The sequence below is a fragment of the Pectobacterium sp. IFB5596 genome, assembly GCF_021432585.1.
Taxonomy (GTDB): domain Bacteria; phylum Pseudomonadota; class Gammaproteobacteria; order Enterobacterales; family Enterobacteriaceae; genus Pectobacterium; species Pectobacterium punjabense.
In genome coordinates, this window is sequence record NZ_LXFY01000013.1 from 1 (window position 1) to 25334 (window position 25334).

Genomic DNA, 25334 nt, shown 5'->3' on the forward strand with positions numbered 1-25334 from the left:
TCTATGCGCTGCGTGAATCAGCTGGCTTTGCGCTCTGCCGCAATACGGTAAGCGACCAGATCTTCGATCGTCAGCACCGGCATGTCGTGCTGTTTGGCAAACGTGATCACTTCCGGCGCGTGCGCCATTGAACCATCATCGTTCGTCAGTTCGCACAGTACACCAGACGGCTTCAGGCCCGCCAACGTCATTAGATCAACCGTTGCTTCAGTGTGACCACCGCGTGTTAATACGCCACCCGGTTGGGCGCGTAGCGGAAATACGTGACCAGGACGATTCAGATCGCTCGGCTTGGCGTTATCCGCAATCGCGGCACGAATGGTGGTCAGGCGATCGGCAGCCGAAACCCCCGTCGTCACGCCTTCAGCAGCTTCGATCGTCACCGTGAACGCCGTTTGGTAATGGCTGGAGTTCTTCTCCACCATCATCGGCAATTCCAACTGCTGGCGACGCTCTTCCGTCAGGCACAGGCACACAATGCCACTGCCGTGACGAATCGTCAGCGCCATTTGTTCAACAGTCATATTTTCAGCGGAAAAGATCATGTCACCTTCGTTTTCACGATCTTCATCATCCAGCACCAGCACGCCGCGGCCATGACGCAATGCATCAAGGGCACGTTCTACGCGTTCGGTAGGATTGCCAAATTCAGAAAGTAATGTCTGATTCATGGTAAAAAACCTCAATGTTATTATGAATTACCAGAATCAGGGCGAGCTTGAGGAGTAACCACTACCACTGGTTGCATAGTAATGGCTAACAAAAATAACGCGAGCGGGCATATAGCCCGACAGATACCGTTACTCTCTCCCATCCGGACTCTAACCGTCGGCTCCGGAATTACACCGGATCTGCTGACCCCACGCTGCAAAATCGATAATTAAATCGGAGAAAACAGCGAGAGCGCTCGCGGGCTTCCAGTATGTGTACTGGTTTACCGCCGGTGGGGAATTACACCCCGCCCTGAGAATAAGCGGATTTACTATAACGCTAATACCTCGATAGGGCAATTGATCCGCCGCAGGAAATAGGGCAAAACGTATGCTGGATTACAGTAAAATTATGCTGAATATGTGCAAAGCAGATGTCAGATTTCGTTTATAGGCATTACACTTGCTCTTGCTATAGTACCTACTTACACAACCTAATCAGGAAAGCGACATGATTGACCCAAAGAAGATTGAGCAAATCGCCCGTCAAGTGCATGAATCCATGCCAAAAGGTATCCGGGAATTGGGTGATGATGTAGAGAAAAAGATTCGTCAGGTCTTGCAAGCACAGCTGACCCGGCTGGATTTGGTGAACCGTGAAGAGTTTGATATTCAGACCCAGGTTCTGCTCCGCACGCGCGAGAAGATTGCCCGCCTGGAACAGCGTCTGAGCGAGCTGGAAGCGAAATTGTCCGCGGAAGAAAAACCTGCCGCTGCACCGGAAAACGATTAATCGTCATCCCAACGCAGCGCCCTGTTCTTCAGGGTGCTGCTCAATTCCCAATACGGCAAACGGGTCAATGGGAAACGAGCTCGACCTGCCTGCGCGGTAAAAACAGCCACAGCACGGCCAGCATGATTAGCGCGTACAGCGATTTCCAGCCAATCATCAACAACAGTGCACAGCAGAGCATGCCTCCTATTGCCGCCATCACGCGCGCACGCCCTTTCAGCAAACGCCATCCTGCCAGCATACACAGCAGATAAATCAGCACGAAGATGCCATTCGCGTACACAATCAGCATATCCAGCGGCAACCTGAGCCAATAAATCACCAGGCAGCATACCAGACAGCAAGCAACAACAATCGACAACGCATTCACCGGTGCCTGTCCTGCGGACAGCTTCGCTAATGCACTCCCTTTCGGTGCCTGTGACCAAACTAACCGGGCAAACCCCTGCGTGTAGATATTCACGCTGGCAAAACAGGCCAGATAACCGACGAAGCAGGCAATCCACAGCGCGTGCTGACCAAACAACTGCACAACGATCCCCGGCAGCGACGCCGTTGCGGCAATCCCCTCTCCGTACGCCTTAAAATGCAGGACGGCTACCGTACATCCCCAATAAACTGCCCCCGCAACCAGCATACCGATAAGTAAAGCCCGGGGAAAATCCCGTTCCGGCACCCGAAATTCCGTCGCCATATGAGCAAAAGCCTCAAGGCCAACAAAGCACCAAAACATGACGGCTAATGCGCCGAAGGTGTTAGACCATGACAGCTCGTTCACCGACGGCCAAGGGATATGTGCAGGCGTGATGTCTCCCTGCCACCAGATCGCGGCAACCAGCCCTACCACGAGCAGCGCGATGACGATCTGAATGTTGGCACTCGAACCCGCACTACGCAGGCCAAGTAGCCAGATACCGCCCAACGTCAGCAACTGTACGCAGAGCAGCCCCAGATCGCTCCAGCCAAATGCTGCCTGCCAGAATCCGGCAGCAATCTGCAAGGCTGCTGGTAGGCCCAGCGGAATGACGGACAGAAATAGCCAGCCAGTTACGCGCGCCATACGCGGCCCAAAGGCTAAATTAACAAAGTGCGCGGCACCGCCCGCATTAGGAAAATGTTGCCCCAGCGCAGCAAAGCCAATGGCGATAGGAAAGACAAACAGGATCAAAATCGGCCATGCCCACAGGCTGTCTTGCTGCGCCAACTGTGCGACCAGAGCAGGAACTGCAAACACCCCAGTCCCCAATAGCGAGGTAGAAAGCAGTCCAACGCCTTGAATCAGGCCAAGCTCTTGTTTTAATCCTTTTGCTTCACTCACAACCTTTCCCCTTTTCTTACCTTTTTACATCACAGCCAGATCGAAGGATAAAAAAAAGCCTCCACTAACGGAGGCTTCTTTCTCACCCACTGCATTCGCACACGTTATGTTTTCACAGGCGCTTTTGATGCTTCCACGTATGCTATCAGGCGTTGGCTTTCAGCACATCGCGAATGCGGGCTTTGTAGGATTCGACCTTCTGCGGCGTCATCATACGACGTTCATCGTCCTGCACCACGCCGCCAACATCGTCAGCAATACGCTGTGCAGACTGTAACATCAGTTTAAAGTTTTGGCTGGCGTCACCATAAGACGGCACCATCATGAAAATAGATACGCCGGGCGTCGAGAATTCTGCCATTGCATCCACATTAAACGAGCCAGGTTTAACCATATTCGCCAGGCTGAACAGCACTGGTCCTGCGCCAGCAGGATTCACATGGCGATGGAAAATGTTCATTTCACCAAACTGGAAACCAGCCTGAAGCAGGCTTTGTAACAGCAGTTCACCGCCAATGACACCGCCTTGATGCGCCACTACGTGCAGCACCAGAACAGCTTCTTTCGCCGCTGCGGGTTCAACCGGTTCTGCGGGTTGCGGAGGCTGCGCGGGCGCGGGCTGAACTTTCTCATGCAGTGAATGCGTAACAGGCTGCTGTGGCGCTGCATCATACGCAAAGGGTTCACGCCGAGCACCACTGCTGGGCTCAGAAACAGAGGATTCTGTGGGAGAAACGATCTGCGGTGCCGTCTCACTACGCACCTGCGCACGCGGAGAATCCACTGGCGTCGCTTCATCCAGTAAAGGGTCATAAGATGAAGCGGGAGACAGATGTTCAAACGGCGATTTCGCCTCTGAGCGAACGTCTTCACGTGTATCGTAGTGATGAGACGACGCGTTGTCAGACACGTCGCGATCAAACGATGCGTTGCCAAATGAAGGCTCATTTTGCTGCGGGCGAGCGCCCTTTACGCGAACTTCGCCAACGCCTTCATCCAGATCGTCAAGCGGCGCTTCATCTCGCGCTTTTTTTGCTCGTTTAACCGGGCGGTCACGAAAAAGGGACGAGCGCTCTTTACGGCTAGTCCACAAGCCGTGAAGTAACAGCGCTATTATAGCGATCGCGCCAACAACGATTAATATCAGACGCAAGTCCTGCATCATTGCTATCCCAATTGTTCTAACAATACATTGCCACCACGGCAAATACTTATACTACTAACTCTATTTGCCTGAGTACACAAGTGCAAGCCTGCACGGTACTTTATGACAATAAAGATAGATACAACGCACTTTTTTGCTGTTTTTTCATCCAAATACGGGCTAGCCAGCATAAGATCATCCCGATATGATGCCTCAACAAACAAATGACTGAGTATATTGTCACAATGTCTTCCGAAAAACCGCCTTATGGCAATACAGCAGACCAAACTCGCAGCGGTATACACTATTTTCTTGCTGGATGGCGCTTAATCTCACTGCCAGGTATCCGACGTTTCGTCATTCTTCCTTTGCTCATGAACATTGTGCTAATGGGGGGGGCTTTTTGGTGGCTTTTCACCCGGCTTAATGACTGGATTCCCCATATAATGAGCTACATTCCGAGCTGGCTGCAATGGCTCAGCTACCTCATTTGGCCACTCGCCGTCCTCTCCATATTGCTGGTATTCAGCTACCTATTCAGCACGATCGCCAATTTTATTGCCGCCCCGTTTAACGGCTTATTGGCCGAGCAGTTGGAGGCAAAATTAACCGGCCAAACGCTGCCGGACAGCGGCATACTCAGTATTGCCAAAGACGTCCCGCGCATCATGACGCGTGAGGTTCAAAAGCTGGCGTATTACCTGCCCCGTGCGATTGTGCTGCTACTTCTCTATTTCATCCCAGGTATTGGGCAGACTGTCGCTCCGCTTCTGTGGTTCTTGTTCAGCGCGTGGATGCTGGCAATTCAGTACTGTGATTACCCTTTTGATAACCACAAAGTGGGGTTTTCCACGATGCGGCAGGCATTACGCCGCCACAAAGTCGCCAATATGCAGTTTGGTGCCTTGGTCAGCCTGTTTACGCTAGTGCCTTTTTTGAATCTGGTCATCATGCCCGTCGCGGTATGCGGCGCAACGCAACTGTGGGTGGATCGCTATCGGGCTCTGTCCGCGACGCTGCCGAAAAACGCGTCATAAAAAGACTGTGCGCACTGGCTCAGAACGGCCAGTGCTTTCTATTGTAATGAAAAGATATTTCTTAAGAACATAACGATATAGCAATTCTTTACTTCACTGAAAAGTGTGAACGAGTATTCTCTCTACGTTCGCAAAAATTTCATACAGTTATAAGGACAGGCTATGAGCAAGATCTACGAAGACAATTCTTTCACAATCGGCCATACGCCGCTGGTTCGTCTGAACCGTATCGGCAACGGACGCATTCTGGCTAAAGTGGAATCCCGCAACCCTAGCTTTAGCGTAAAGTGCCGTATCGGCTCCAACCTGATTTGGGATGCAGAAAAGCGTGGCGTTCTCAAACCGGGTATTGAACTGGTTGAACCTACCAGCGGAAACACAGGGATTGCCCTGGCTTACGTCGCAGCCGCTCGCGGTTACAAACTCACGCTCACCATGCCGGAAACCATGAGTATTGAGCGCCGTAAACTGCTGAAAGCGCTGGGTGCTAATCTGGTGCTGACCGAAGGCGCAAAAGGCATGAAAGGCGCTATCGCCAAAGCAGAAGAGATTGTCGCCAGCGATCCGAGCCGTTATCTGCTATTGCAACAGTTCAGCAACCCGGCTAACCCTGAGATCCACGAAAAAACCACCGGCCCTGAAATCTGGGAAGATACCGACGGTCAAGTTGATGTTTTCATTTCTGGTGTCGGCACAGGCGGTACGCTGACTGGTGTAAGCCGCTACATCAAGAACACCAAAGGCAAAGCTATCATCAGTGTGGCGGTTGAGCCTACCGACTCACCGGTAATCACTCAGGCGCTGGCTGGCGAAGAGCTGAAGCCAGGTCCGCACAAGATTCAGGGCATCGGTGCAGGCTTTATTCCTGGTAACCTCGACCTGAAACTGATTGATCGCGTCGAGAAAGTGACGAACGAAGAAGCAATCAGCACCGCACGCCGCTTGATGGAAGAAGAAGGCATTCTGGCTGGCATTTCTTCCGGTGCAGCCGTTGCCGCCGCGCTGAATTTGCTCAAAGAGAAAGAGTTTGAAGGAAAAACTATCGTCGTTATTCTGCCTTCTTCTGGTGAACGCTACCTCAGTACCGCACTCTTTGCCGACCTGTTCACCGAGCAGGAACTGCAACAATAGCCACCTTGGTCACCTCGTACAACAAGTGACCGATATGTTAAAAAAGCACCTATTTAGGTGCTTTTTTGTGGCACACTTCAAACTTTCCACTACATACAGATTGCTTTTCTGCATCAGGTTTAGTATTTAACCGAACAATTATTTTGATGCGTGAAATTAATATCCGGCAAAGACCACACCTTACCGCATTGTTTTTGTCCTGCGTACGATTGTTTTGTCCTGCGCACGATAGCCCACATCGCCGTTTTGCGACAGGGGTTAAGATAATGGGTGACGGAACCTGCGGTGTTTGATGGTATTTTATTCAGGAAATACGTTTGACGGTTTTCTTGTCGCATCGTGGCCCGCCCCTGTAACATAAATCAGGCGCTAACCAAACAGGCTAAAGTTCAGTGAATCAGCTAAACTTTAGTTCCACAACATTAATCTAATCCATAAGTTGGGGAAAAAAGCATGTTCCAGCAAGAAGTGACTATCACCGCACCGAATGGCCTGCACACTCGTCCCGCTGCTCAGTTTGTCAAAGAAGCCAAAGGCTTCGCTTCAGACATCACCGTGACGTCCAACGGCAAGAGCGCCAGCGCCAAGAGCCTATTCAAATTACAAACACTCGGCTTAACCCAAGGAACTGTGGTTACTATCGCTGCGGAAGGCGAAGACGAACAAAAAGCGGTTGAACACCTGGTCAAACTGATGGCTGAGCTCGAGTAATCGACGAGTTTTTTAGTGAACACCAGAATCGAGTAAGGTAGGGTTATGATTTCAGGCATATTAGTATCACCGGGTATTGCTTTTGGTAAGGCACTGCTACTGAAAGAAGATGAAATTCTCATCAACCGGAAAAAAATCTCTGCGGATCAGGTGGAACAGGAAACTGAACGTTTTCTGACTGGTCGTTCCAAAGCATCCGCACAGTTGGAAGCTATCAAGAAGAAAGCGGGCGAGACGCTGGGCGCAGAGAAAGAAGCCATCTTCGAAGGCCACATCATGTTGCTGGAAGATGAAGAGTTCGAGCAGGAAATCATAGCCCTGATTAAAGATGAGCATGCTTCCGCCGATGCCGCTGCGTTTTCCGTTATCGAAAACCAGGCCAAAGCGCTGGAAGAGCTTGATGATGAATATCTGAAAGAACGCGCTGCGGACATGCGTGATATCGGGAAGCGTTTGCTACGCAACATTCTCAATATGACCATCGTCGATCTGGGCGATATTCAGGATGAAGTCATTCTGGTTGCAACGGACCTGACACCGTCAGAAACCGCACAGTTGAATCTGGACAAAGTGTTGGGCTTCATTACCGATCTCGGTGGCCGCACGTCTCACACTTCCATTATGGCGCGTTCTTTGGAACTGCCTGCGATCGTCGGCACGACCAACGTGACCCAGCAGGTCAAAAACGGCGACTATCTGATTCTGGATGCGGTAAACAACCAGATCTATCAGAATCCGACTGCGGATAAAATTGAAGAATTAAAAGCCGTTCAGCAGCAATACCACGCTGAAAAGTATGAGCTGGCCAAGCTGAAAGATCTGCCAGCCATCACGCTGGACGGTCATCAGGTTGAAGTCTGTGCCAACATCGGCACCGTGCGTGATGTCGCGGGTGCAGAACGTAACGGCGCAGAAGGTGTCGGCCTGTATCGTACCGAATTCCTGTTCATGGATCGTGATTCACTGCCGACCGAAGAAGAACAATTCCAGGCGTATAAAGCCGTTGCTGAAGCCGTTGGCGCACAGGCGGTTATCGTCCGTACCATGGATATCGGTGGCGACAAAGATCTGCCTTACATGAACCTGCCGAAGGAAGAGAACCCGTTCCTTGGCTGGCGTGCTATCCGTATCTGTCTGGATCGCAAAGAAATTCTGCATGCTCAGTTGCGCGCCATTCTGCGTGCATCCAACTTTGGCAAACTACGTATCATGTTCCCGATGATTATCTCCGTGGAAGAAGTGCGTGAGTTGAAAGCTGAACTGGAAATGTTGAAGGCACAGCTGAGAGAAGAAGGTAAAGCCTTCGATGAAAGCATTGAAGTCGGCGTGATGGTTGAGACACCTGCTGCCGCGGCTATTGCTCCTCATTTAGCCAAAGAAGTCGACTTCTTTAGTATTGGGACAAATGACTTAACCCAGTATACTCTGGCAGTTGATCGCGGTAATGAGCTGATTTCTCATCTCTATAACCCGATGTCTCCCGCCGTCCTTACCCTGATTAAGCAGGTCATCGACGCGTCTCACGCCGAAGGCAAGTGGACAGGGATGTGCGGTGAGCTCGCCGGTGACGAACGTGCTACACTACTGTTATTGGGAATGGGTCTGGACGAATTCAGTATGAGTGCGATCTCTATCCCGAGCATCAAGAAAATCATCCGTAATGCGAATTACGAAGATGCGAAGGCGCTGGCGGAACAAGCATTAGCTCAACCGACAGCACAAGAGTTAAGCAATCTGGTGAGCCGCTTTATTAAAGAAAAAACGCTCTGCTGATTCTGCTTTACCTAATAGGTTTCAAGGTGGCAATCAGCACCCCCGACAGGCGATACTGCCGCAGTCGGGGTAGCGAAAAAACACCAATGCCACAACAACTTGAAAGATTAGGGTATACGCTGGCCCAATATTAATGCTTAGGAGAGAATCATGGGTTTGTTCGATAAATTGAAATCTCTGGTTTCTGACGATAAAAAAGACACTGGCAGCATCGAAATCATTGCCCCGCTGTCCGGTGAAATCGTCAATATTGAAGATGTTCCTGATGTCGTATTTGCAGAGAAAATCGTCGGCGACGGTATTGCCATCAAGCCAACTGGCAACAAGATTGTCGCACCGGTAGACGGCACCATCGGCAAAATTTTTGAAACCAACCATGCGTTTTCCATCGAGTCTGACAGCGGTATTGAGCTGTTTGTGCACTTTGGTATTGATACCGTTGAATTGAAAGGCGAAGGCTTCAAGCGCATCGCCGAAGAAGGCCAGCGCGTGAAGAAAGGCGATCTCGTTATCGAGTTCGACCTGGCTCTGCTGGAAGAAAAAGCGAAGTCTACTCTGACACCAGTGGTTATTTCCAACATGGATGAAATCAAGGAATTGACCAAACTGAGTGGTACGGTTGTTGTCGGTGAAACACCGGTTATCCGTATCAAAAAGTAAGCCTTTCCTCTACGGATGGTTTACTACGTTTGCACGAAACGGCACCCGGATGGTGCCGTTTTCGTTTCAGGCTTTCCAACGCGGCACGCACAGGCGAATCACTAACCCGCACTGCTCACCATTATCCGCCTCAATATGCCCGCCGTGCGCCAGCACAACCTTTCGGGCTATCGCCAGCCCCAATCCATAGCCCTTACCAGACAGTGGCGAATCAACACGAATGAAAGGATCGAAAATGCTGGAGAGCTTACTTTGCTCCACGCCAGGCCCCTGATCGACAACCTGAATCATCCACTCATGCTCATTACCAATAAGCGACACGACAACCTGCTGTGCGGGAGCAGAAAAACGTAACGCGTTACGCATGACATTATCGACCGCCCTGCGCATCAACTCCGCGTTGCCTTTGACCGTGTAGTCTTCGTCTTCATTCGCCGCAAGCAGGATTTCGACGCCGGTGACCTGCGCTTCATAGCGCGCATCATTGACCACGGCCGTCACCAGACCCAGTAAATCGAAATAGGCCTCCTCAATACCGGAATGCTCCGTGCGCGATAGCGTCAACAGTTCGCCAATCATCTTATCCATCAGCAACGCCTCACGTTCGATACGCTGCAAGGAGTTCTCCAGGTTATCTGGGTTCTGCCTCACCAGCCCGATGGCAAGCTGCAAACGCGCCAGTGGAGAACGCAGCTCATGCGAGACATCATGAAGCAGTTGTTCGCGCGCGCTGGCCAGGCTGTCCAGCCGCTCAACCATAGAATCGAAATCGCGTGCCACGTCGCTGATTTCATCATGACGTTTACGCATTACCGGCAGCAGGCGCACAGTCAGATCGCCCTGCGCCACCTGATCAAAACCGGCACGGATCTGGTTCAATGGGCGTGCCAGACTCCACGCCAGCACCGAGCTAAATAGCAACCCGCCAAGCCCTGCAATGATGACAAATGGCATCGGCACATTGAGAAATTCAACGGGACGAGGAGGTCGAAATTCGCTGCGCAGCAGCTCAGCATCATAACGTATCTGATACCACTTTCCCGCCGGGCCGCTGACCTGCTTGATAACGTAGGTGGCACGCTGCGCACCACGTTTATCCGGCGTAAACGCGTCATCGAGCAACGCGTTCTGCGGGGAAGAAACTAATTCCTGTTCCGACAGCGGCAGAGGCGATTCCGTGATGGAAATGTATTGCTGCTCTTTCTGCGGTAACAGCGACATCACAGCGTTGAGTTCGCCCAGACCACCATGTTGCAGCGCCGCGGCCACTATCTCGGTTTGCATCGTCGCAATGCGCGACACCACGATTTCTTCCAACGGCTTATGGCGATCTCCACTCAAGGAAAAAGCCAACCATAACAGTTGAGACATGACGAGAAACGTCAGCCAGAATCCCAGTAGTATCTTCCAGAAAAGCCTTCCACGAATCATCATCAGCGAACCCGATATCCGACGCTGCGCACCGTTTCAATCGTCATCGTGTTGCCCGATAATGCTCCAAGCTTCTGACGAATATTGCTGATGTGTACATCTACGCTGCGATCATAGGCCTCACGACGACGCCCCAGACATTTTTCAGACAACTCGTCTTTCGATACCACCCGCTCGGGGAAGCGCAATAGCAGCTCCAGCAAGTTAAACTCAGATGCCGTCAGATCAAACGGCTTCCCGCGCCATTCGCTAATGCGTGTTGCGGGGTTCAATACCAGATCGCCACTGGCCGCCACGCTGTCGTCACGCTTTGTACTCGGCTGTTCGTCATAGCGACGTAACACCGCACGCAGCCTTGCCACCAGTTCACGCGGGTAACAAGGTTTAGGCATATAGTCATCCGCCCCCATTTCCAGACCAATGACCCTGTCAATGTTGTCCCCTCTCGCCGTCAGCATAATAATGGGTAACTGCTGGGTTTTTCTGATTTGGCGCAGTACATCAATCCCACTCATATCCGGTAGCATGACATCCAGAATCATTGCGGTGTAATCCCCCGACATCGCGCCATCAACGCCCTCTTTGCCCGTCAGCACTCGCGAGGTTGAAAACCCTTCCGCATTCAGATACTCACAGAGCATATCGCCCAGCTCTACATCATCATCGACCAGTAAAATATTCATATCCTGTCCTCTTTAATCGGGTATACCCTACGTATTCGAGTTGCGGGAAGGAAACGCACATGCAGCTTGAAGTATGATGGGTATAGATGATGTATTCTCAGGCTTGGCGTGAATATTCGCAGCCAGATTTACTTAATCCTTACCATTTCTTTCAGCAAAGATTACCGCTACCTTTACGGACTCGGAGTAAATTACTCACCTGCGTTATTTATTCCCGTTGATACCCTAAATAATTCGAGTTTCAGGCAGGCGGCAAGAGAAGGCATCCCGATGAGCTTACTCAGGTAAGTGATTCGGGTTACTAAGCGCAGCCAACGCACATGCAACTTGAAGTATGACGGATACAGATGCATTCATTAAGGACGACTCCCCCTGATGCAATCACGATTTTTTACACGACGCCGTATCACGATCGCGCTTGGTATTATCGCCGCAGCCGTGCTTATTCATTTGTTTTTCAACAAACCAGCGCCAACGCCAAACGCGATCACTACCGCCGCAGAGATTGCCGATCTCGAACAGACGGTACTCGCCGATGGAAACATTGAGGCGCAGAAGCAAGTTAGCGTCGGCGCTCAAGCCTCAGGGCAAATCAAAGCACTGCACGTCGAACTCGGCGATAAGGTGAAAAAAGGGCAATTGATCGCCGAGATCGATGACCTCACGCAGCAGGACACATTAAAGAATAGCGAAGCGGCGCTGAAAAATGTTCAGGCTCAGCGGGCTGCCAAAGTGGCAGAATTGCGTAATAACGAATTGAGCTGGCAACGTCAGCAGATGCTAATGAAGCGCGGTGTGGGCGCACAGGCGGATTACGATAGTGCAAAGGCAACGCTTGATGCCACCAGAGCCAATATCGACGCGTTAGACGCCCAAATCGTTCAGGCGCAGATAACCGTTAACACCGCCAAAGTGAATCTGGGATATACCCAAATTCGCTCGCCGATGGATGGCACGGTGGTGGCGATTCCCGTAGAAGCAGGCCAAACGGTGAATGCGATCCAGACTACGCCAACCATTGCCAAAGTCGCCAATTTAGACACCATGACCATCAAGGTAAAAATCTCAGAAGCCGACGTCGTTAAGGTGAAAACCGGCATGCCGGTCTGGTTCAGTATTCTGGGTGAACCGAATAAGCGTTATGAAGCAACGCTGAGTTCGATCGAGCCCGCGCCGGACTCCATCAACACTGACTCGACAACGACGTCATCCAGTACAAGCAGTTCCAGTTCCTCATCCAGTACCGCAATTTATTACAACGGTCAGTTCGATGTGCAAAATCCTGATGGCGTATTGCGTATCTCAATGACGGCACAGGTCAATATTTTGCTGTCTTCGGTGAAAAATGCCATTGTCGTTCCGGCGACGGCGTTAACCTTGCGCAATGGCATGTGGTATGTGCAGGTCGTCAATGCGAACAAGAAAGTTGAATCGCGTCTGGTCACGCTTGGCCTCAATGATAACGTGCGCACCCAGATTCGTTCGGGGCTCAGCGTCGGGGAACAGATCGTGGTCAGTCCCTCTCCCGGCGATGTAACCTCCACGCATCCCGGCCCGCCGATGGGGATGTAACGCATGTCGACATCTTTGCTTAAGCTGACTGGTATCACCCGCCGTTTTTCCAACGGCGAACAGGACGTTACCGTTCTTAAAGACATTAATCTGACCATCAATCAGGGAGAAATGGTGGCGATTGTCGGCGCATCAGGTTCGGGAAAATCCACGCTGATGAATATTCTCGGCTGCCTTGATAAGCCGTCTGCCGGTGACTATCAGGTGGCAGGACGCGCCGTGGGTGAATTGGATAACGACCAGTTGGCCGAACTGCGCCGCGAACACTTTGGCTTTATTTTTCAACGCTACCACCTGCTTGGTGACCTGACTGCACTCGGGAATGTCGAAGTCCCTGCGATTTATGCAGGGAAGAGCAGACTGACGCGCCGTCAGCGGGCGGCAGAGCTGCTGACCAAACTCGGGCTGGAACATCGCCTTCACTATCGGCCTAGCCAGCTTTCCGGCGGCCAACAGCAGCGCGTGAGTATCGCGCGGGCACTGATGAACAGCGGCGGCATTATTCTGGCGGATGAGCCGACCGGAGCACTGGACACCCACAGCGGCAACGAAGTCCTGAGCATACTCCGCGACCTGCACAAACAGGGCAACACGGTCGTGATCGTCACGCACGATATGACGATCGCCGAACACGCACAGCGCATCATCGAGTTGCGCGATGGCGAAGTGATTGCCGATCGACAAACGCGCCCCCAAGAAGTCACCGCGCCATTACCTGACACCGTGTCTCCTACCACCTCTGCCCTGAATCAGTTCAAAGATCGCTTTATTGATGCCTTCAAAATGGCGTTGCTGGCGATGAATGCGCAGCGGATGCGCACCTTTCTGACCATGCTCGGCATTATCATTGGGATTGCGTCGGTCGTTTCGGTGGTCGCGCTGGGAAAAGGTTCGCAGCAGCAGGTACTGGCCGATATCAATTCGATGGGCACGAGCACGCTGGAAATTTTTCCCGGCAAAGACTTCGGCGACATGGATGCCAGCGCTATCCAGACGCTGCGCGCCAGCGATATTCAGCCACTGGCACAACAGCCCTACGTACACAGCGTCACGCCCTCAATCTCCACCAGCGTTACCATGCGCTACGGCAATATCGCCGTTTCCGCCAGCGTTTCTGGGGTTGGAGAACAGTTCTTCACCGTGCGTGGCTACACAGTAGATCGCGGCGTGCTTTTCCCACGCAGCAGCGTCGATCAACTGACTCAGGATGCAGTGATTGACAAAAATACGCGCGATAAACTCTTTCCCCACGGCGAGGACCCCATTGGGCAAGTGATTTTGCTGGGCTCGCTACCCGTGCGGATTATCGGTGTCGTCAGTAAGAATCAAGGCGGTTTCGGCAGCGATGAAAATCTGAATGTCTGGGTGCCGTACACCACGGTGATGAAACGCATGGTCGGGCAGTCCTACCTGAGAAGCATTACGGTGCGGGTAAAAGACAATATTGATATGAACATCGCCGAGAAGAACATCACCACGCTGCTGACGCAGCGGCACGGTACGAAAGACTTCTTTATCATGAACACCGATAATATCCGCCAGATGATCGAGAAAACCACCACCACACTCGCACTGCTGGTGTCGATGATCGCCCTGATTTCGCTGCTGGTCGGCGGTATCGGCGTGATGAACATCATGTTGGTATCCGTCACAGAACGAACCCGAGAGATCGGCGTTCGCATGGCGGTTGGCGCGCGCACCAGCGACATCATGCAGCAGTTTCTCATCGAGGCCGTGCTAGTTTGCCTGTTCGGCGGCATCGTGGGTGTAGCGCTGTCGTTGGGAATCGGCGTGCTATTCGCACAGTTCAGCAGCAATTTTTCGATGATCTATTCCAGCGCCTCGATTATTGCCGCGTTCCTGTGCTCCAGCCTGATCGGCATTATCTTCGGCTTCTTCCCTGCTCGCCGCGCTGCACGGATGGAACCGATTCACGCGCTGGAGCGGGAATAGTCATCAGTCAAAGACCCCGGTGGACAGATATCGATCGCCGCGATCGCAGGCTATCGCCACAATCACGCTACCGGGGTTTTCCTCCGCAAGCCGCAGTGCACCCGCAACCGCGCCACCAGAGCTAACGCCGCAGAAAATACCTTCCTGACGCGCCAGCTGCCGCAGCGTATTCTCTGCGTCCACCTGTGTCATATCCAGAATGCGATCGACCAGATCGGCACGGAAGATGCCCGGCATATAATCCGGCGTCCAGCGGCGAATGCCGGGAATGTGGCTCCCTTCCGCAGGCTGTAGCCCAACGGTACACACTGCCGGATTCTGCTGCTTCAGATAGCGGCTGACGCCAGAGATCGTGCCGGTTGTCCCCATGCTGGAAATAAAATGAGTCAGCTTGCCTGCCGTCTGTTGCCAGATTTCTGGACCCGTCGTGAGAAAATGCGCCAGCGAGTTGTCCGGGTTATTGAACTGATCGAGCGTTTTCCCCTCTCCCGCCAACACCATCTGTTTCGCGCGATCCCGCGCCCCTTCCATCCCCAGCTTGCGGTTAACCAACACCAGCTCCGCCCCGTAGGCACGCATCGCGGTCTGGCGTTCATAGCTCATATTGTCCGGCATCAGCAGGCGTAGTCGGTAGCCTTTCACCGCCGCGATCATCGCCAATGCAATGCCGGTGTTCCCGCTGGTTGCTTCGATCAGCCTGTCACCGGGGGAGATATCTCCGCGATTCTCCGCCTGCTGGATCATAGAAAGTGCAGCACGATCTTTTACCGATCCAGCGGGATTATTCCCTTCCAACTTCAGCCAGATTTCGCTGTTTAACCCCTGCGTCACACGCTGCAATTTCACCAGTGGGGTATTACCAATACACTGCTCAAGCGTCGTCACAAATTGAGTCCTAAAAAACTCACGCGCGCGGCGTGAGTGAGATAAAAGTTAGTGTTTATTCATTTGCCGTTTTACGCGCCACTGCAAGGCGCTCTTGATGAACAGCGTCAGTATCGCCATCACGGTTAGCAACGCCGCCGCGGTAAACGCTCCCACGCTGTTATAATCCTGATGCAGTAATTCAACCTGTAGCGGCAACGTGTAAGTTTCACCACGAATTGAGCCCGACACGACGGATACCGCGCCAAACTCGCCAATCGCCCGGGCATTGGTCAGCACGACACCATAGAGCAGTGCCCAGCGAATATTCGGTAGCGTCACCTGATAGAACACCTGCCAGCCTGACGCACCGAGCAGCACGGCAGCCTCTTCCTCCTGGCTGCCCTGACTCATCATCACCGGAACCAGTTCCCTGACCATAAACGGACAGGTCACAAATATTGTCACCAGCGCAATACCCGGCCAGGCAAACATCAACTGGAGTCCCTGTTCATCCAGCCAGCCGCCGACCGGACCGTTGGTGCTATAAAAAAGCAGATACAGTAAACCGGCGACCACTGGCGAGACGGCAAAAGGAATGTCGATCAACGTAAGTAAGAGTTGTCGCCCTAGAAACTGAAAGCGTGTGACCAACCACGCTAGCAGCGTGCCAAAAACCAGATTCACCGGTACGACAATTGCGACCACCAGCAGCGTAAGGCCAATCGCATGCAGCATGTCAGGATCGCTCAGATTACGCCAAACGCCCCCTAGTCCGTGCGATAGCGCAGCGGCAAAAATTGACACTAAAGGGATGACTAGCATGATGAGCGATAATATCACGCCCAACGCAATCAGTGCGGCTCTCGCCCAGTTACGTGCCTGCCGAACAGGGTGAGATTGACGTCGCGGCGTCACGGTAGGGCTCTCTGCCATTACACGCTCCGGGTCCGTTGTCCAAAACGGCTTTGCAGCACGTTGACGGCAAACAGTATCAATAAGGATGCGGCTAACACGACGGAGGCAATCGCACTGGCGGCAGGGAAATCAAATTCCTGCAAACGGATAAAAATCATCAGCGAAACGACCTCTGTCTGCCAGGCAATATTCCCCGCAATAAAGATAACCGCGCCAAATTCACCCAGACTGCGGGCAAACGACAGCGCGGTGCCGGTTAATAGCGCTGGCGTTAACTCTGGTAAAATGACGTAACGAAAACACTGCCAGCGATTCGCCCCCAGCGTTTGTGCCGCCTCTTCGTATTCCGGCCCCAGATCTTCCAACACTGGTTGCACGGTACGCACCACAAAAGGAATGCTGGTGAACGCCATCGCAACCGTAATACCCAACCAGGTATAGGACACCTTAATGCCATATTCTGCCAGCCATGCGCCGTACCAGCCGGTTGTTGAAAACAGCGCAGCCAGCGTCAGCCCCGCCACGGCAGTGGGTAGAGCGAAGGGTAAATCCATCAATCCATCCAGCAAGGCACGACCGGGAAAACGATAGCGCGTAAGAATCCACGCCATTAACAGGCCAAACCCTGCGTTGAATACCGTCGCCAGCCCCGCCGCCAAGAGCGTGACCTTGTAAGCCGCCACCACCTGCGGGTTGGAGATCACCGCCCAGTACTGCGCCACACTCATCGCTGAGAGTTGCATCACCAGCGCACTTAAGGGCAGCAGGAGAATCAGACAGACGAACAGCAGGCTACTGCCCAGACTCAGCGCGAATCCCGGCAGCACCCGCTTACCTGAACCAAAAGACATTACTGACGACCCGCCGCCAGCAGTTTATCCAATTCCCCCCCCGTGTCGAAGTGGGTCTTCATCACCTGCGGCCACGAACCAAACTGATCTTCCACGCGAAATAAGGTGGTCTCTGGGAAGCGAGATTTTAGCGTTTTCGCCAGTTCAGGGTTATTCACACGGTAGTAAAAATCGGTGATCACTTTCTGCGCGTCTGGGCTATAGAGATAATTCAGATAGGCTTTTGCCGCCTGTTCGGTGCCATTCTTCTCGACATTCTTATCAATCCACGCGACCGGGAATTCTGCCAGCACATTGACCTTCGGAACGATGACTTCGTAGTTTTCAGCACCGTACTGGTTACGAATGTTATTCACCTCGGATTCAAAACTGATCAACACATCCCCCAGTTGGCGCTCCACAAATGTCGTGGTTGCGCCACGGCCGCCGGTATCAAATACCGCGACATTCGCCAGAAAACGCGTTATCCATGCACGCGTTTTGGCGTCATCGCCACCGTTAGCTTTACTGGTCGCGCCCCAGGCGGCAAGGTAGGTATAACGGGCATTGCCAGAGGTTTTCGGGTTCGGGAAAATCAGTTTTACATCATCACGAACCAGATCGTTCCAGTCGTGAATCCCTTTTGGATTACCTTTGCGAACCAGAAAGGCCATGGTGGAGTAGAGCGGAGAGCTGTTATTCGGTAAACGCGCCTGCCAGTCAGCGGGAATCAGTTGCCCACGATCGTGTAGGATCTGGACGTCCGTCACCTGATTGTAGGTCACCACATCGGCTTTCAACCCTTGCAGGATAGCCAGCGCCTGTTTAGATGAACCCGCATGCGATTGTTTGATCGTGATTGGATCGTTAGGGTGTTGCGACAACCACTGCTTTTCAAAGCCGGGATTGAGCGCCACAAAGAGCTCACGAGACACATCATAAGAGCTGTTCAGCAGCTCGGTAGCGGAGACAGCGCTCTGCCCGCCCAGCAGCAATGACAGCGCCAGAGAACCTTTCACCAGCCAGCCTTTCACCTGTACTTGATTCATCTTATGTCCTGCCAGAGTTCGCGCCTATTCGATAGGCTTTGTTATCGGGGCCGTTTCATAGCCGTTTTTGTATATACCCTAAATAATTCGAGTTGCGTGACAAAACGTTAACGTTTTGAACAACGCTCTGCGTTGACCCTTAGGGCAAGGCTCATTTATGGCCTTGTAACGCGGCAACCGAGCGAATCCCCAGGAGCTTACTCAGGTAAGTGACTGGGGTGAGTAAGGGCGGCCAACGCACAAGCAGCTTGAAGTATGACGGGTATAGCGCAAATCAGTGTAGGGGAAGTGCTGGTTAACATATAACCTTTATATATAATATTTCGGAGTTTTTAAGCGCGAAAGGGCATAACACCACAACGAGAGATAACGGCAAAAAAGAAGAAAAAGAAAAGAGAAAAACACAGCAAGATAGCCAATGCAGAGCATTGATGCCTGCACGAATGCAGGCATCAGGAAAACGCGTCAAACCTTACAGTGACAAAAGCTTCGCCAAAGACGGCGCGAAGAAATAGCTGCCGCTGACAGCGCGCGTAAAGCGCAGCATCTCATCACGTTTGCCGTCACGATCGCCGAACATACTCAGCAGCTGCTGTTCAATGTTATGCAGACGCGCACAGTAGGCGACGAAATAAAGCCCATTTTTCCCGCTCGCGGTGCCATAAGGCAGACTCTGACGCAGGATTTTCAGCCCTTTGCCGTCTTCCTTTAAATCCACGCGGCTGAGGTGCGACGTTACAGGGCGCTGATCCGAAGACAGCTCTTCGTTATCCTGCTTCGTGCGCCCGATCATCTGTTCCTGTTGTTCCACGCTAAAACGCTGCAACTGCTTCAGATTGTGTTCCCAGCGTTGGGTAAACACGTAACTGCCACCGGCATCCGGCTGGTCTTCAGGGATAATTGCCACGGCGTGCCGTGCCTCACCCTGTGGGTTTTCTGTACCGTCGATAAAACCGCTTAAATCGCGATCTTCTACCCAGCGAAAACCGTGCGTCTCTTCTTCAATACGAATTGCGCTACCAAACGCGGCCAGCGCAGCCTGTGCCAGCGTGAAGTTAACGTCATGGCGGAGCGATTGGATATGAATCAGTAAATCGCGCTGCGTTGCCGGGGCAAGCCCTTTACCCAACGGCGTAAACGATTTCAGCTCCGCCGCGCTGTGGTTACAGTCCAGATCGCGCCAAACATCGTTACCAAACGCCAGTACCGCGCCTAATCCGGCATCGGGATACTGCTGCTGTAAATCTTGTAATGTCTGACAGAATTTTTTGCATCCCTGCCGGATAGCATCAAACTCTCCCTGAATCATCGCTTCCATAAAGATGGCAAAACGGCGGTGTTCCAATAAAATACCGCTTTGAATTGGTGTCATTTCTGCTTCCTCAAACGTCAGTTTTTTCTTTTGTTGTTATGGTTTACTACCATGGTTACAGCAAATACGGGTACCGAAAAAAAATCAGGCGGCACGGGTATCATACCGGAAGCCGCCTGGATTTTACCTTGCGTGAAGACAAATTAGTCCGTTAACGTCAAGACGCCCTTTATAAAACGGATGTGTTACGCGCCTGTGCGTGCCACACGATTTTGCTCACTTTCCAGTTTTTCAGGATATCGTCGGGCGGCATCAAGCCTTCTGGCCCACTCCACTCGCCGGAATAGACGTAGCTGATATGCGTGCTCTGGGGCGCGGCACATTCAACGCCCCGCGCATCATCACCTTGCCCCAACTGACAAGACTCAAAGGCTTTGCTGTAGGTATTGCTAAAGGCATCACCGATTTTCACGCCACCTGCGCTGCCAATCGCCGGGTCCATGACTTCAACTTTGCGCACGCTACCCTTCGGCTGGCCGCTGATGACCATTTTCACCTCTTTGCCATCAAGCGCCTGATAAAACGCGACCAGTTGACCGTTGGATGTCCCCATTCCACTACGAAGTTGATAACTGCCATCCAGCGCGTTCTGTAACGCGCCTTCAGATAACGGCGTACCCGCATTGATGCCACCGACGCCCGCATCCGTGATTTGCAGCGAACTACCGAACCAATTAAACGGCGATAGGCTGGACCAGGAAAAATTGGACAGCGTGCTGCATCCGGTCAGCAGTAATGGTAAACCCAACACTAGCGGTAACCCCAAAGATAGCGGACGAGAATTCATGGTGTGTACTCCTCAAAATTGAACGGCTTCCTTCATCAGCCACCCTAGCAAGATGGGAGTTGGAGTCTGCAAGCGACGAAAAGTGCCGTAAAAGACGGGATAATCTTGTGAGGGATTATAGGGGGCATGGGACAAGAAACCTACCAGAACCGCAGGCCCTCCGATAACCGGAAGGCCTGCGGGCAACATCAACTGCGCGGTGAGGCGAAATCGGTTAGGTCATAACGATGTGGGAACAGATCGTCCAATTCTGTCTGGTGCGTAATGGCGACCACGGTACACATCGGCAACGCCAGCTTGACCAGCGCCAGAAGCTGTCTGGCAGAGTCATGATCCAGATTACTGGTCGCTTCATCCAGATAGAGGGTATCGGGTTTGGCAATCAGCGCACGGGCAAAGGCAACACGCTGCCGTTCACCGCCGGAAAACACCCGATCCCAGTTCAATTGCTCACTTAAACGATCGCGCCACGCTCCCAGCCCGACGCTATCCAGCGTCTGGCGCAGCATCTCGCTATCAGCCAGCGGTGGGTGTGGATAGCAGAGAATCTCCGCCAGCGTCCCCTGACCTAAATAGCTTTGCTGCGGTAGCAGCAGGCTGCGACCTTCGAGCGACTGCCAGCGACCATCGTAATACGGCCATAAGCCATTTAGCGTACGCAGTAGCGTTGATTTTCCCAGCCCGCTGCGCCCAGAAAATTTACTCCAGCTACCCGCTTCGCAGTTCAGATCCACATTTTGCAGCAGAGGAGAACCTTGTGGCGTAGTAAAGGAAAGTTGCTCAATGCGTAAATCCTGCCCTACTACCGCATCGGTCTGTTCAGACTGATGACGTTTGATTTCTTCCTTGAACTGACTCAAACGCGCCATGCTGGCGGACAGAATCACAAACTCCTTGTACTTATGGATAAACCAGCTCAGCGCACCGTGTACCTGCGCAAACGCCCCACGGATCTGCATCAATCCGCCCAGCGTTACCGTCTTATTCAGGAAAGCAGGCATGGCAGCAAAGATCGGCACAATCAGGCTCACACGCATGTAACCCGTGGTGAAAAAGCCCAGATTACGCTCGGCATTCATAAAACGCCGCCAATTCGACACGATGGACGAAAAATGACGCTGAAGGTGGCTTTTCTCTTGCGCTTCACCGCCGTACAGCGCGATTTGCTCAGCGTTATCATGCTTACGCAGCAACGCGGCGCGGAAATCAGCCTCCGCTTTTTGCTTCTCATAATTAATATCATGCAGGCGTTTCCCGACCACATGCGTGATCAAGGTGCCGAGCAGCGTATACAGAATAACGACCCAGACCAGATAGCCTTTAATCACCCACTCTTCGCCAAACAGCGTAAAGCGCTGAACGCCCGACAATCCCCACAGGATAACGACGAAAGAAAACAAGCGTGCTGTGACGATCAAAAACTCCACCACCAGGCTAACGGCTTTGTCGACGAACAGATTGATATCTTCGGCAATACGCTGATCGGGGTTATCAATCTTACCTTCCACCGACATACGATAAAATGCCCGCTTCGCCAGCCAGCTCTCCACGAGCTCGGCGGTTAACGCACTGCGCCAGCGAATAATCAGCAGTTTGGTAAACCACTCCTGATACACGATCACCCCAATATAGATCAGGATGTAAATACCGTAATCTTTCATCAGCGAAAGCAACAAACTGCTGTCGAATGCCCCTAACGCATCATAGAACGATTTGCTCCACTCGTTTATCAACACGTTGAGATAGACGATCGCACCGCCCATCGAGATGGCAATGAGCAAGAGTAGCCATTCTCGCCAGCTCCGTTTACCGCCCCAAAAGGGACGGCAGAGATCGACAAACTGCGCCACGATCTTTTTCACTTTTTCACCTCTTGCGGCAAGGTGATGTAAAGCACCCGGTTTTCTGGGTTATACAGCTTCGCCGACATTGCGCGTACACCTTCCAGCGTGATGCTGTCCGCCAGTGTAGATACGCGGCTCAAATAGCGCGGATCGTCATAGTGGCGATAGCTCAGCAGCAAGCGGCGCTGTATCGTAGTCAAATCGCTCTGACGTCCTTTTTCCGCACGGATGAATTGTGCTTTTTGCTCGTCCACATCCTGCTGCGTAATCTTTGACGGCAGTTCAGCGAAAGCTTGCTCAGCCAACGTCCACAGCTCCTGCGCTCGCTCAGGCGCGCTGGTAAAGCTCACCTCCGTCTCAATGCGCTGTTTTTTATCTTCCAGCTCGCTATCGACACGCATACGGTAAATACCGAGTGCATCATCACGCAGGCTCGCCTTGAGATATTTACTCGCAATGTTACGAGCAATGCTCACCTGTACCGCAGCCTGCGGCGTCCACGTATGCGGTGTGAAACTCCAGGTCAGGATATCGGCACGCGGTTCAATATTGATGGCAGAAGTTGCTTCACGTTTGCCCGGAAGCGCCAGATGCTGTTTTACCTCGCTGGCAGGCTGACGCGGAATGGTCGCAAGATAGCGTTCAACCTGTGGCAACAGCTGTGCAGCGGGCATATCTGCGATCAGATAGTAAGTCACTGGTGCAGAAGCGGCTTTATGCCACTGTGACAGCAAGGCTGGCGCAGAAATTTTTTTCAGTTCTGCAATTTCAGGCTGTTGCCACGCGGGTCCACCAAAGCGCAGTTTGGTAATTTCACTGGCGCGTATACCTGAAACAGACTGGTCATCATTGGCTTTCTGACGCGCCAGACTCATCATGCTCTCTTTCATCACATCAGGATCGATTCCCGGCGCAACATTCAGCTCACGGTATAACCCAAACAAATTTGCCAGTTGCTCGGTTGGCGCGGTGCCACTGACGGTCAGTTGATCCGCGCCCTGATCGATACTCAGCGACAGCGTTTTTTCCTTTTTCCAGTTACTGAGCGCTTCCCCGCTCCATGTTGCTGGCCCGCTTTGATCGACCAGTTGACTCGCCAGTTGTGCCTGCCACGGATTCAGCGTGGCTGCCATGAAGCCAGCCTGACTCGTCGCGGTGAGATACACTTTCTTACCTGCCTCTGGTGCACGCAGCCATACCACGCGGTCACCGTTACTCAGTTGCCACTGCTCGACTTTTTGGGCAGCAAAGGTTTTCACCGCCGTGCGCTTTCCGCTTTGCGTCACGGAAGGCAGCTCAGGAATGACTTTCTCTTTTTCTACCTGCAACGGTGCCAACGTCGCCACCGCCCACTGTTTCTGCAATTTGAGAATCGCCTCTGGCTTAGGCAGAGTGAAAGGCGTTGCGCCCGGTACGCTAAACTGCACCAGCGTATCTGGCGAAGCTAACCAGCGTTGCAAATGGCGGTTCACATCTTCCACCGTGATAGTCTCCAGCACTTCCAGCGCATCTTTGCCGCGCTGCTGGCTGCCGACATAAGGGCGATCCTGTTGCCAAACGATGGTCAACTGCTGAACCCAATCCGAAAACTCGCGTGTTTCCTGCCTATCTGCCATACGCTGCGCGACTTCACGAATGTCGGATGTGATCTCCGTGATGTCCTGCTCGTTTAGCGGATAGCGTTTTAACCGCTCGATTTCTTTCAATACGGCAGAAAGCGCAGCGTCGTGGCCTCCCGGCATTACATTGGCGAAAAAGCCCAATGCCGCGGTGGTTTTACCGATATCCGATTTACGCACCACCAGACTACTGGCGTCTTGCGGTAATTCTGCTTGTTGTCGACGAATCTGACGCGTGACCGCAGACATCGTGATTTGCGTGAGCAAGCGGTGGCGATACTCAGGTTGACCAAATGTGTCTTTGTCATTGAAACGATAGACGAACGACACTTGGCTGCTGCCGCTTTGGCTATCCTGCAAACGTGCCACGTTGAGGCGTGGTTTCAGTAATGGTTCGTAGTAATCACGGGCTGGCACCGCGACATTCGGCAGTGGTGCAAAATAGCGTTGAATTTCACGTTCCGCATCCGCAGGTGTGATATCACCAATAATCATCAAACGCATATTCGATGGGTGATACCAGCGCTGATAGAAATCCTGTAGCACGCTAGCTGGCGTGTCGTTAATCGACTGCTCAGTGCCAATTACCGGGCGGGAAGGATAACGAGAGTCATGGCGAATTGCCTGTACGCGCTGCTGGTTCATGCGTTCCGATACACCCAACTTGCCACGCCACTCTTCCAGAATGATTTTGCGCTCATCATCCAGATCGCTTTGTAACAGCTTGGCATGGCCTGTCATCTGGCTCAGCGCCTGCAAGGACGTTCCCAGATCGCGATTACCTTTCGGCGGGCTCATCATATACATGGTGCGTTCGTAGTTGGTCACGGCGTTATAGCTTTGCGCTCGAACCCAGCCCTGTTTGTGCAGTTCCGTGCTCACGCCTTGAGGAAAGGCGTCGCTGGCGCGAAACACCATGTGCTCCACCATGTGCGCCACACCGGATTCATTGTCGTTTTCATCGATCGAACCGACATCAACAATCAGGCGAATATCGACCCGCGTCTTCGTCCCATCCAGCGGAACAAGGGTATAACGCAACCCGTTCGTCAGCGTGCCTTCTTTAATAACCGGCAACGGGATTTTTATTTCTTCAGCCTGACTCACAACGCTTCCCGCTAACAGGCCGACAGCCGTTAGCGATAACCAGCAACACTTCTTCCAGTTCATAACAACCTTTTTGTTTTTTATGTTT

The 25334-nt window shown here is 52.5% G+C and carries 21 protein-coding genes and 1 riboswitch; of the genes, 8 read left to right on the plus strand and 13 right to left on the minus strand.

All coding sequences use genetic code 11. The features are described from left to right. Window positions 1–17: 17 nt before the first annotated feature. Complete coding sequence (gene ribB / locus A6301_RS12370) at window positions 18–671, minus strand: 3,4-dihydroxy-2-butanone-4-phosphate synthase (RefSeq protein ID WP_010284392.1); 654 nt, start codon at window positions 669–671, stop codon at window positions 18–20. 127 nt (window positions 672–798) lie between these two features. Further along, a riboswitch (FMN riboswitch) is annotated at window positions 799–975 on the minus strand. Between the two features lie 186 nt (window positions 976–1161). Here ribB and ubiK point away from each other — a divergent pair. Further along, on the plus strand, window positions 1162–1443 hold the full coding sequence (gene ubiK, locus A6301_RS12375) for a ubiquinone biosynthesis accessory factor UbiK (RefSeq protein ID WP_107171061.1): 282 nt from the start codon (window positions 1162–1164) through the stop codon (window positions 1441–1443). A gap of 64 nt (window positions 1444–1507) precedes the next feature. Here ubiK and yjeH read toward each other — a convergent pair whose 3' ends face one another. After that, window positions 1508–2761: an L-methionine/branched-chain amino acid transporter gene (gene yjeH / locus A6301_RS12380; protein WP_234257903.1), complete on the minus strand. Its 1254-nt coding sequence runs from the start codon at window positions 2759–2761 to the stop codon at window positions 1508–1510. A 145-nt stretch (window positions 2762–2906) separates the two neighbouring features. Continuing rightward, window positions 2907–3926, minus strand: coding sequence for a cell division protein ZipA (gene zipA / locus A6301_RS12385; RefSeq protein WP_234257904.1), 1020 nt, complete (start codon window positions 3924–3926; stop codon window positions 2907–2909). A 224-nt stretch (window positions 3927–4150) separates the two neighbouring features. Between zipA and cysZ the strand changes: the two genes are divergently transcribed. The 5 genes from cysZ to crr all read left to right on the plus strand — a co-directional run bounded on the left by cysZ (window position 4151) and on the right by crr (window position 9217). Continuing rightward, window positions 4151–4942, plus strand: coding sequence for a sulfate transporter CysZ (gene cysZ / locus A6301_RS12390; protein ID WP_107171063.1), 792 nt, complete (start codon window positions 4151–4153; stop codon window positions 4940–4942). A 162-nt stretch (window positions 4943–5104) separates the two neighbouring features. After that, window positions 5105–6073: a cysteine synthase A gene (gene cysK / locus A6301_RS12395; protein WP_039348726.1), complete on the plus strand. Its 969-nt coding sequence runs from the start codon at window positions 5105–5107 to the stop codon at window positions 6071–6073. Between the two features lie 453 nt (window positions 6074–6526). Then, the gene (gene ptsH / locus A6301_RS12400) at window positions 6527–6784 is read left to right on the plus strand and encodes a phosphocarrier protein Hpr (protein WP_107171065.1); all 258 of its coding nucleotides are present in this window, start codon (window positions 6527–6529) and stop codon (window positions 6782–6784) included. A gap of 45 nt (window positions 6785–6829) precedes the next feature. Then, entirely contained in the window at window positions 6830–8557 is a 1728-nt protein-coding gene (ptsI, locus tag A6301_RS12405; protein ID WP_107171066.1) for a phosphoenolpyruvate-protein phosphotransferase PtsI, read from the plus strand. Window positions 8558–8707: 150 nt separating this feature from the next. Beyond that, entirely contained in the window at window positions 8708–9217 is a 510-nt protein-coding gene (crr, locus tag A6301_RS12410) for a PTS glucose transporter subunit IIA (protein ID WP_010284368.1), read from the plus strand. A gap of 66 nt (window positions 9218–9283) precedes the next feature. Here the strand turns inward: crr and A6301_RS12415 are convergent, their stop codons facing one another. Both A6301_RS12415 and A6301_RS12420 read right to left on the minus strand, forming a co-directional pair. Further along, complete coding sequence (locus A6301_RS12415; protein WP_234257905.1) at window positions 9284–10651, minus strand: ATP-binding protein; 1368 nt, start codon at window positions 10649–10651, stop codon at window positions 9284–9286. Beyond that, window positions 10651–11331 carry a response regulator transcription factor gene (locus A6301_RS12420; protein WP_107171068.1) on the minus strand — a complete coding sequence of 227 codons (681 nt, stop codon included), beginning with the start codon at window positions 11329–11331 and terminating at the stop codon, window positions 10651–10653. The genes A6301_RS12415 and A6301_RS12420 overlap by 1 nt, the downstream gene beginning before the upstream one ends. A gap of 375 nt (window positions 11332–11706) precedes the next feature. On the opposite strand from A6301_RS12420, the gene A6301_RS12425 reads away from it, so the two are divergent. Both A6301_RS12425 and A6301_RS12430 read left to right on the plus strand, forming a co-directional pair. Next, the gene (locus tag A6301_RS12425; protein WP_107170326.1) at window positions 11707–12903 is read left to right on the plus strand and encodes an efflux RND transporter periplasmic adaptor subunit; all 1197 of its coding nucleotides are present in this window, start codon (window positions 11707–11709) and stop codon (window positions 12901–12903) included. Between the two features lie 3 nt (window positions 12904–12906). After that, the gene (locus A6301_RS12430; protein ID WP_107170327.1) at window positions 12907–14856 is read left to right on the plus strand and encodes a MacB family efflux pump subunit; all 1950 of its coding nucleotides are present in this window, start codon (window positions 12907–12909) and stop codon (window positions 14854–14856) included. A gap of 3 nt (window positions 14857–14859) precedes the next feature. On the opposite strand, the gene cysM is transcribed toward A6301_RS12430, so the two are convergent. From cysM to A6301_RS12470, 8 genes are all read right to left on the minus strand, one after another. After that, window positions 14860–15741 carry a cysteine synthase CysM gene (gene cysM, locus A6301_RS12435; RefSeq protein WP_205541232.1) on the minus strand — a complete coding sequence of 294 codons (882 nt, stop codon included), beginning with the start codon at window positions 15739–15741 and terminating at the stop codon, window positions 14860–14862. A 48-nt stretch (window positions 15742–15789) separates the two neighbouring features. Next, window positions 15790–16656, minus strand: coding sequence for a sulfate/thiosulfate ABC transporter permease CysW (gene cysW / locus A6301_RS12440; protein ID WP_234257906.1), 867 nt, complete (start codon window positions 16654–16656; stop codon window positions 15790–15792). Continuing rightward, window positions 16656–17489 carry a sulfate/thiosulfate ABC transporter permease CysT gene (cysT, locus tag A6301_RS12445; protein ID WP_205541230.1) on the minus strand — a complete coding sequence of 278 codons (834 nt, stop codon included), beginning with the start codon at window positions 17487–17489 and terminating at the stop codon, window positions 16656–16658. Before cysT ends, cysW begins: the two co-directional genes overlap by 1 nt. Beyond that, a complete protein-coding gene (locus tag A6301_RS12450; protein WP_234257907.1) occupies window positions 17489–18517 on the minus strand; it encodes a sulfate ABC transporter substrate-binding protein in 1029 nt (342 codons plus the stop codon). Before A6301_RS12450 ends, cysT begins: the two co-directional genes overlap by 1 nt. Before the next feature lie 472 nt (window positions 18518–18989). Further along, entirely contained in the window at window positions 18990–19889 is a 900-nt protein-coding gene (locus tag A6301_RS12455) for a Dyp-type peroxidase (RefSeq protein WP_107170332.1), read from the minus strand. Between the two features lie 169 nt (window positions 19890–20058). After that, window positions 20059–20676, minus strand: coding sequence for an RpoE-regulated lipoprotein (locus A6301_RS12460; protein ID WP_205541223.1), 618 nt, complete (start codon window positions 20674–20676; stop codon window positions 20059–20061). Window positions 20677–20864: 188 nt separating this feature from the next. Then, window positions 20865–22538, minus strand: a complete 1674-nt coding sequence (locus A6301_RS12465; protein ID WP_234257909.1) for an ABC transporter ATP-binding protein/permease — start codon at window positions 22536–22538, stop codon at window positions 20865–20867. Next, the gene (locus tag A6301_RS12470; RefSeq protein WP_234257910.1) at window positions 22535–25309 is read right to left on the minus strand and encodes a pitrilysin family protein; all 2775 of its coding nucleotides are present in this window, start codon (window positions 25307–25309) and stop codon (window positions 22535–22537) included. Before A6301_RS12470 ends, A6301_RS12465 begins: the two co-directional genes overlap by 4 nt. Window positions 25310–25334: the final 25 nt, after the last annotated feature.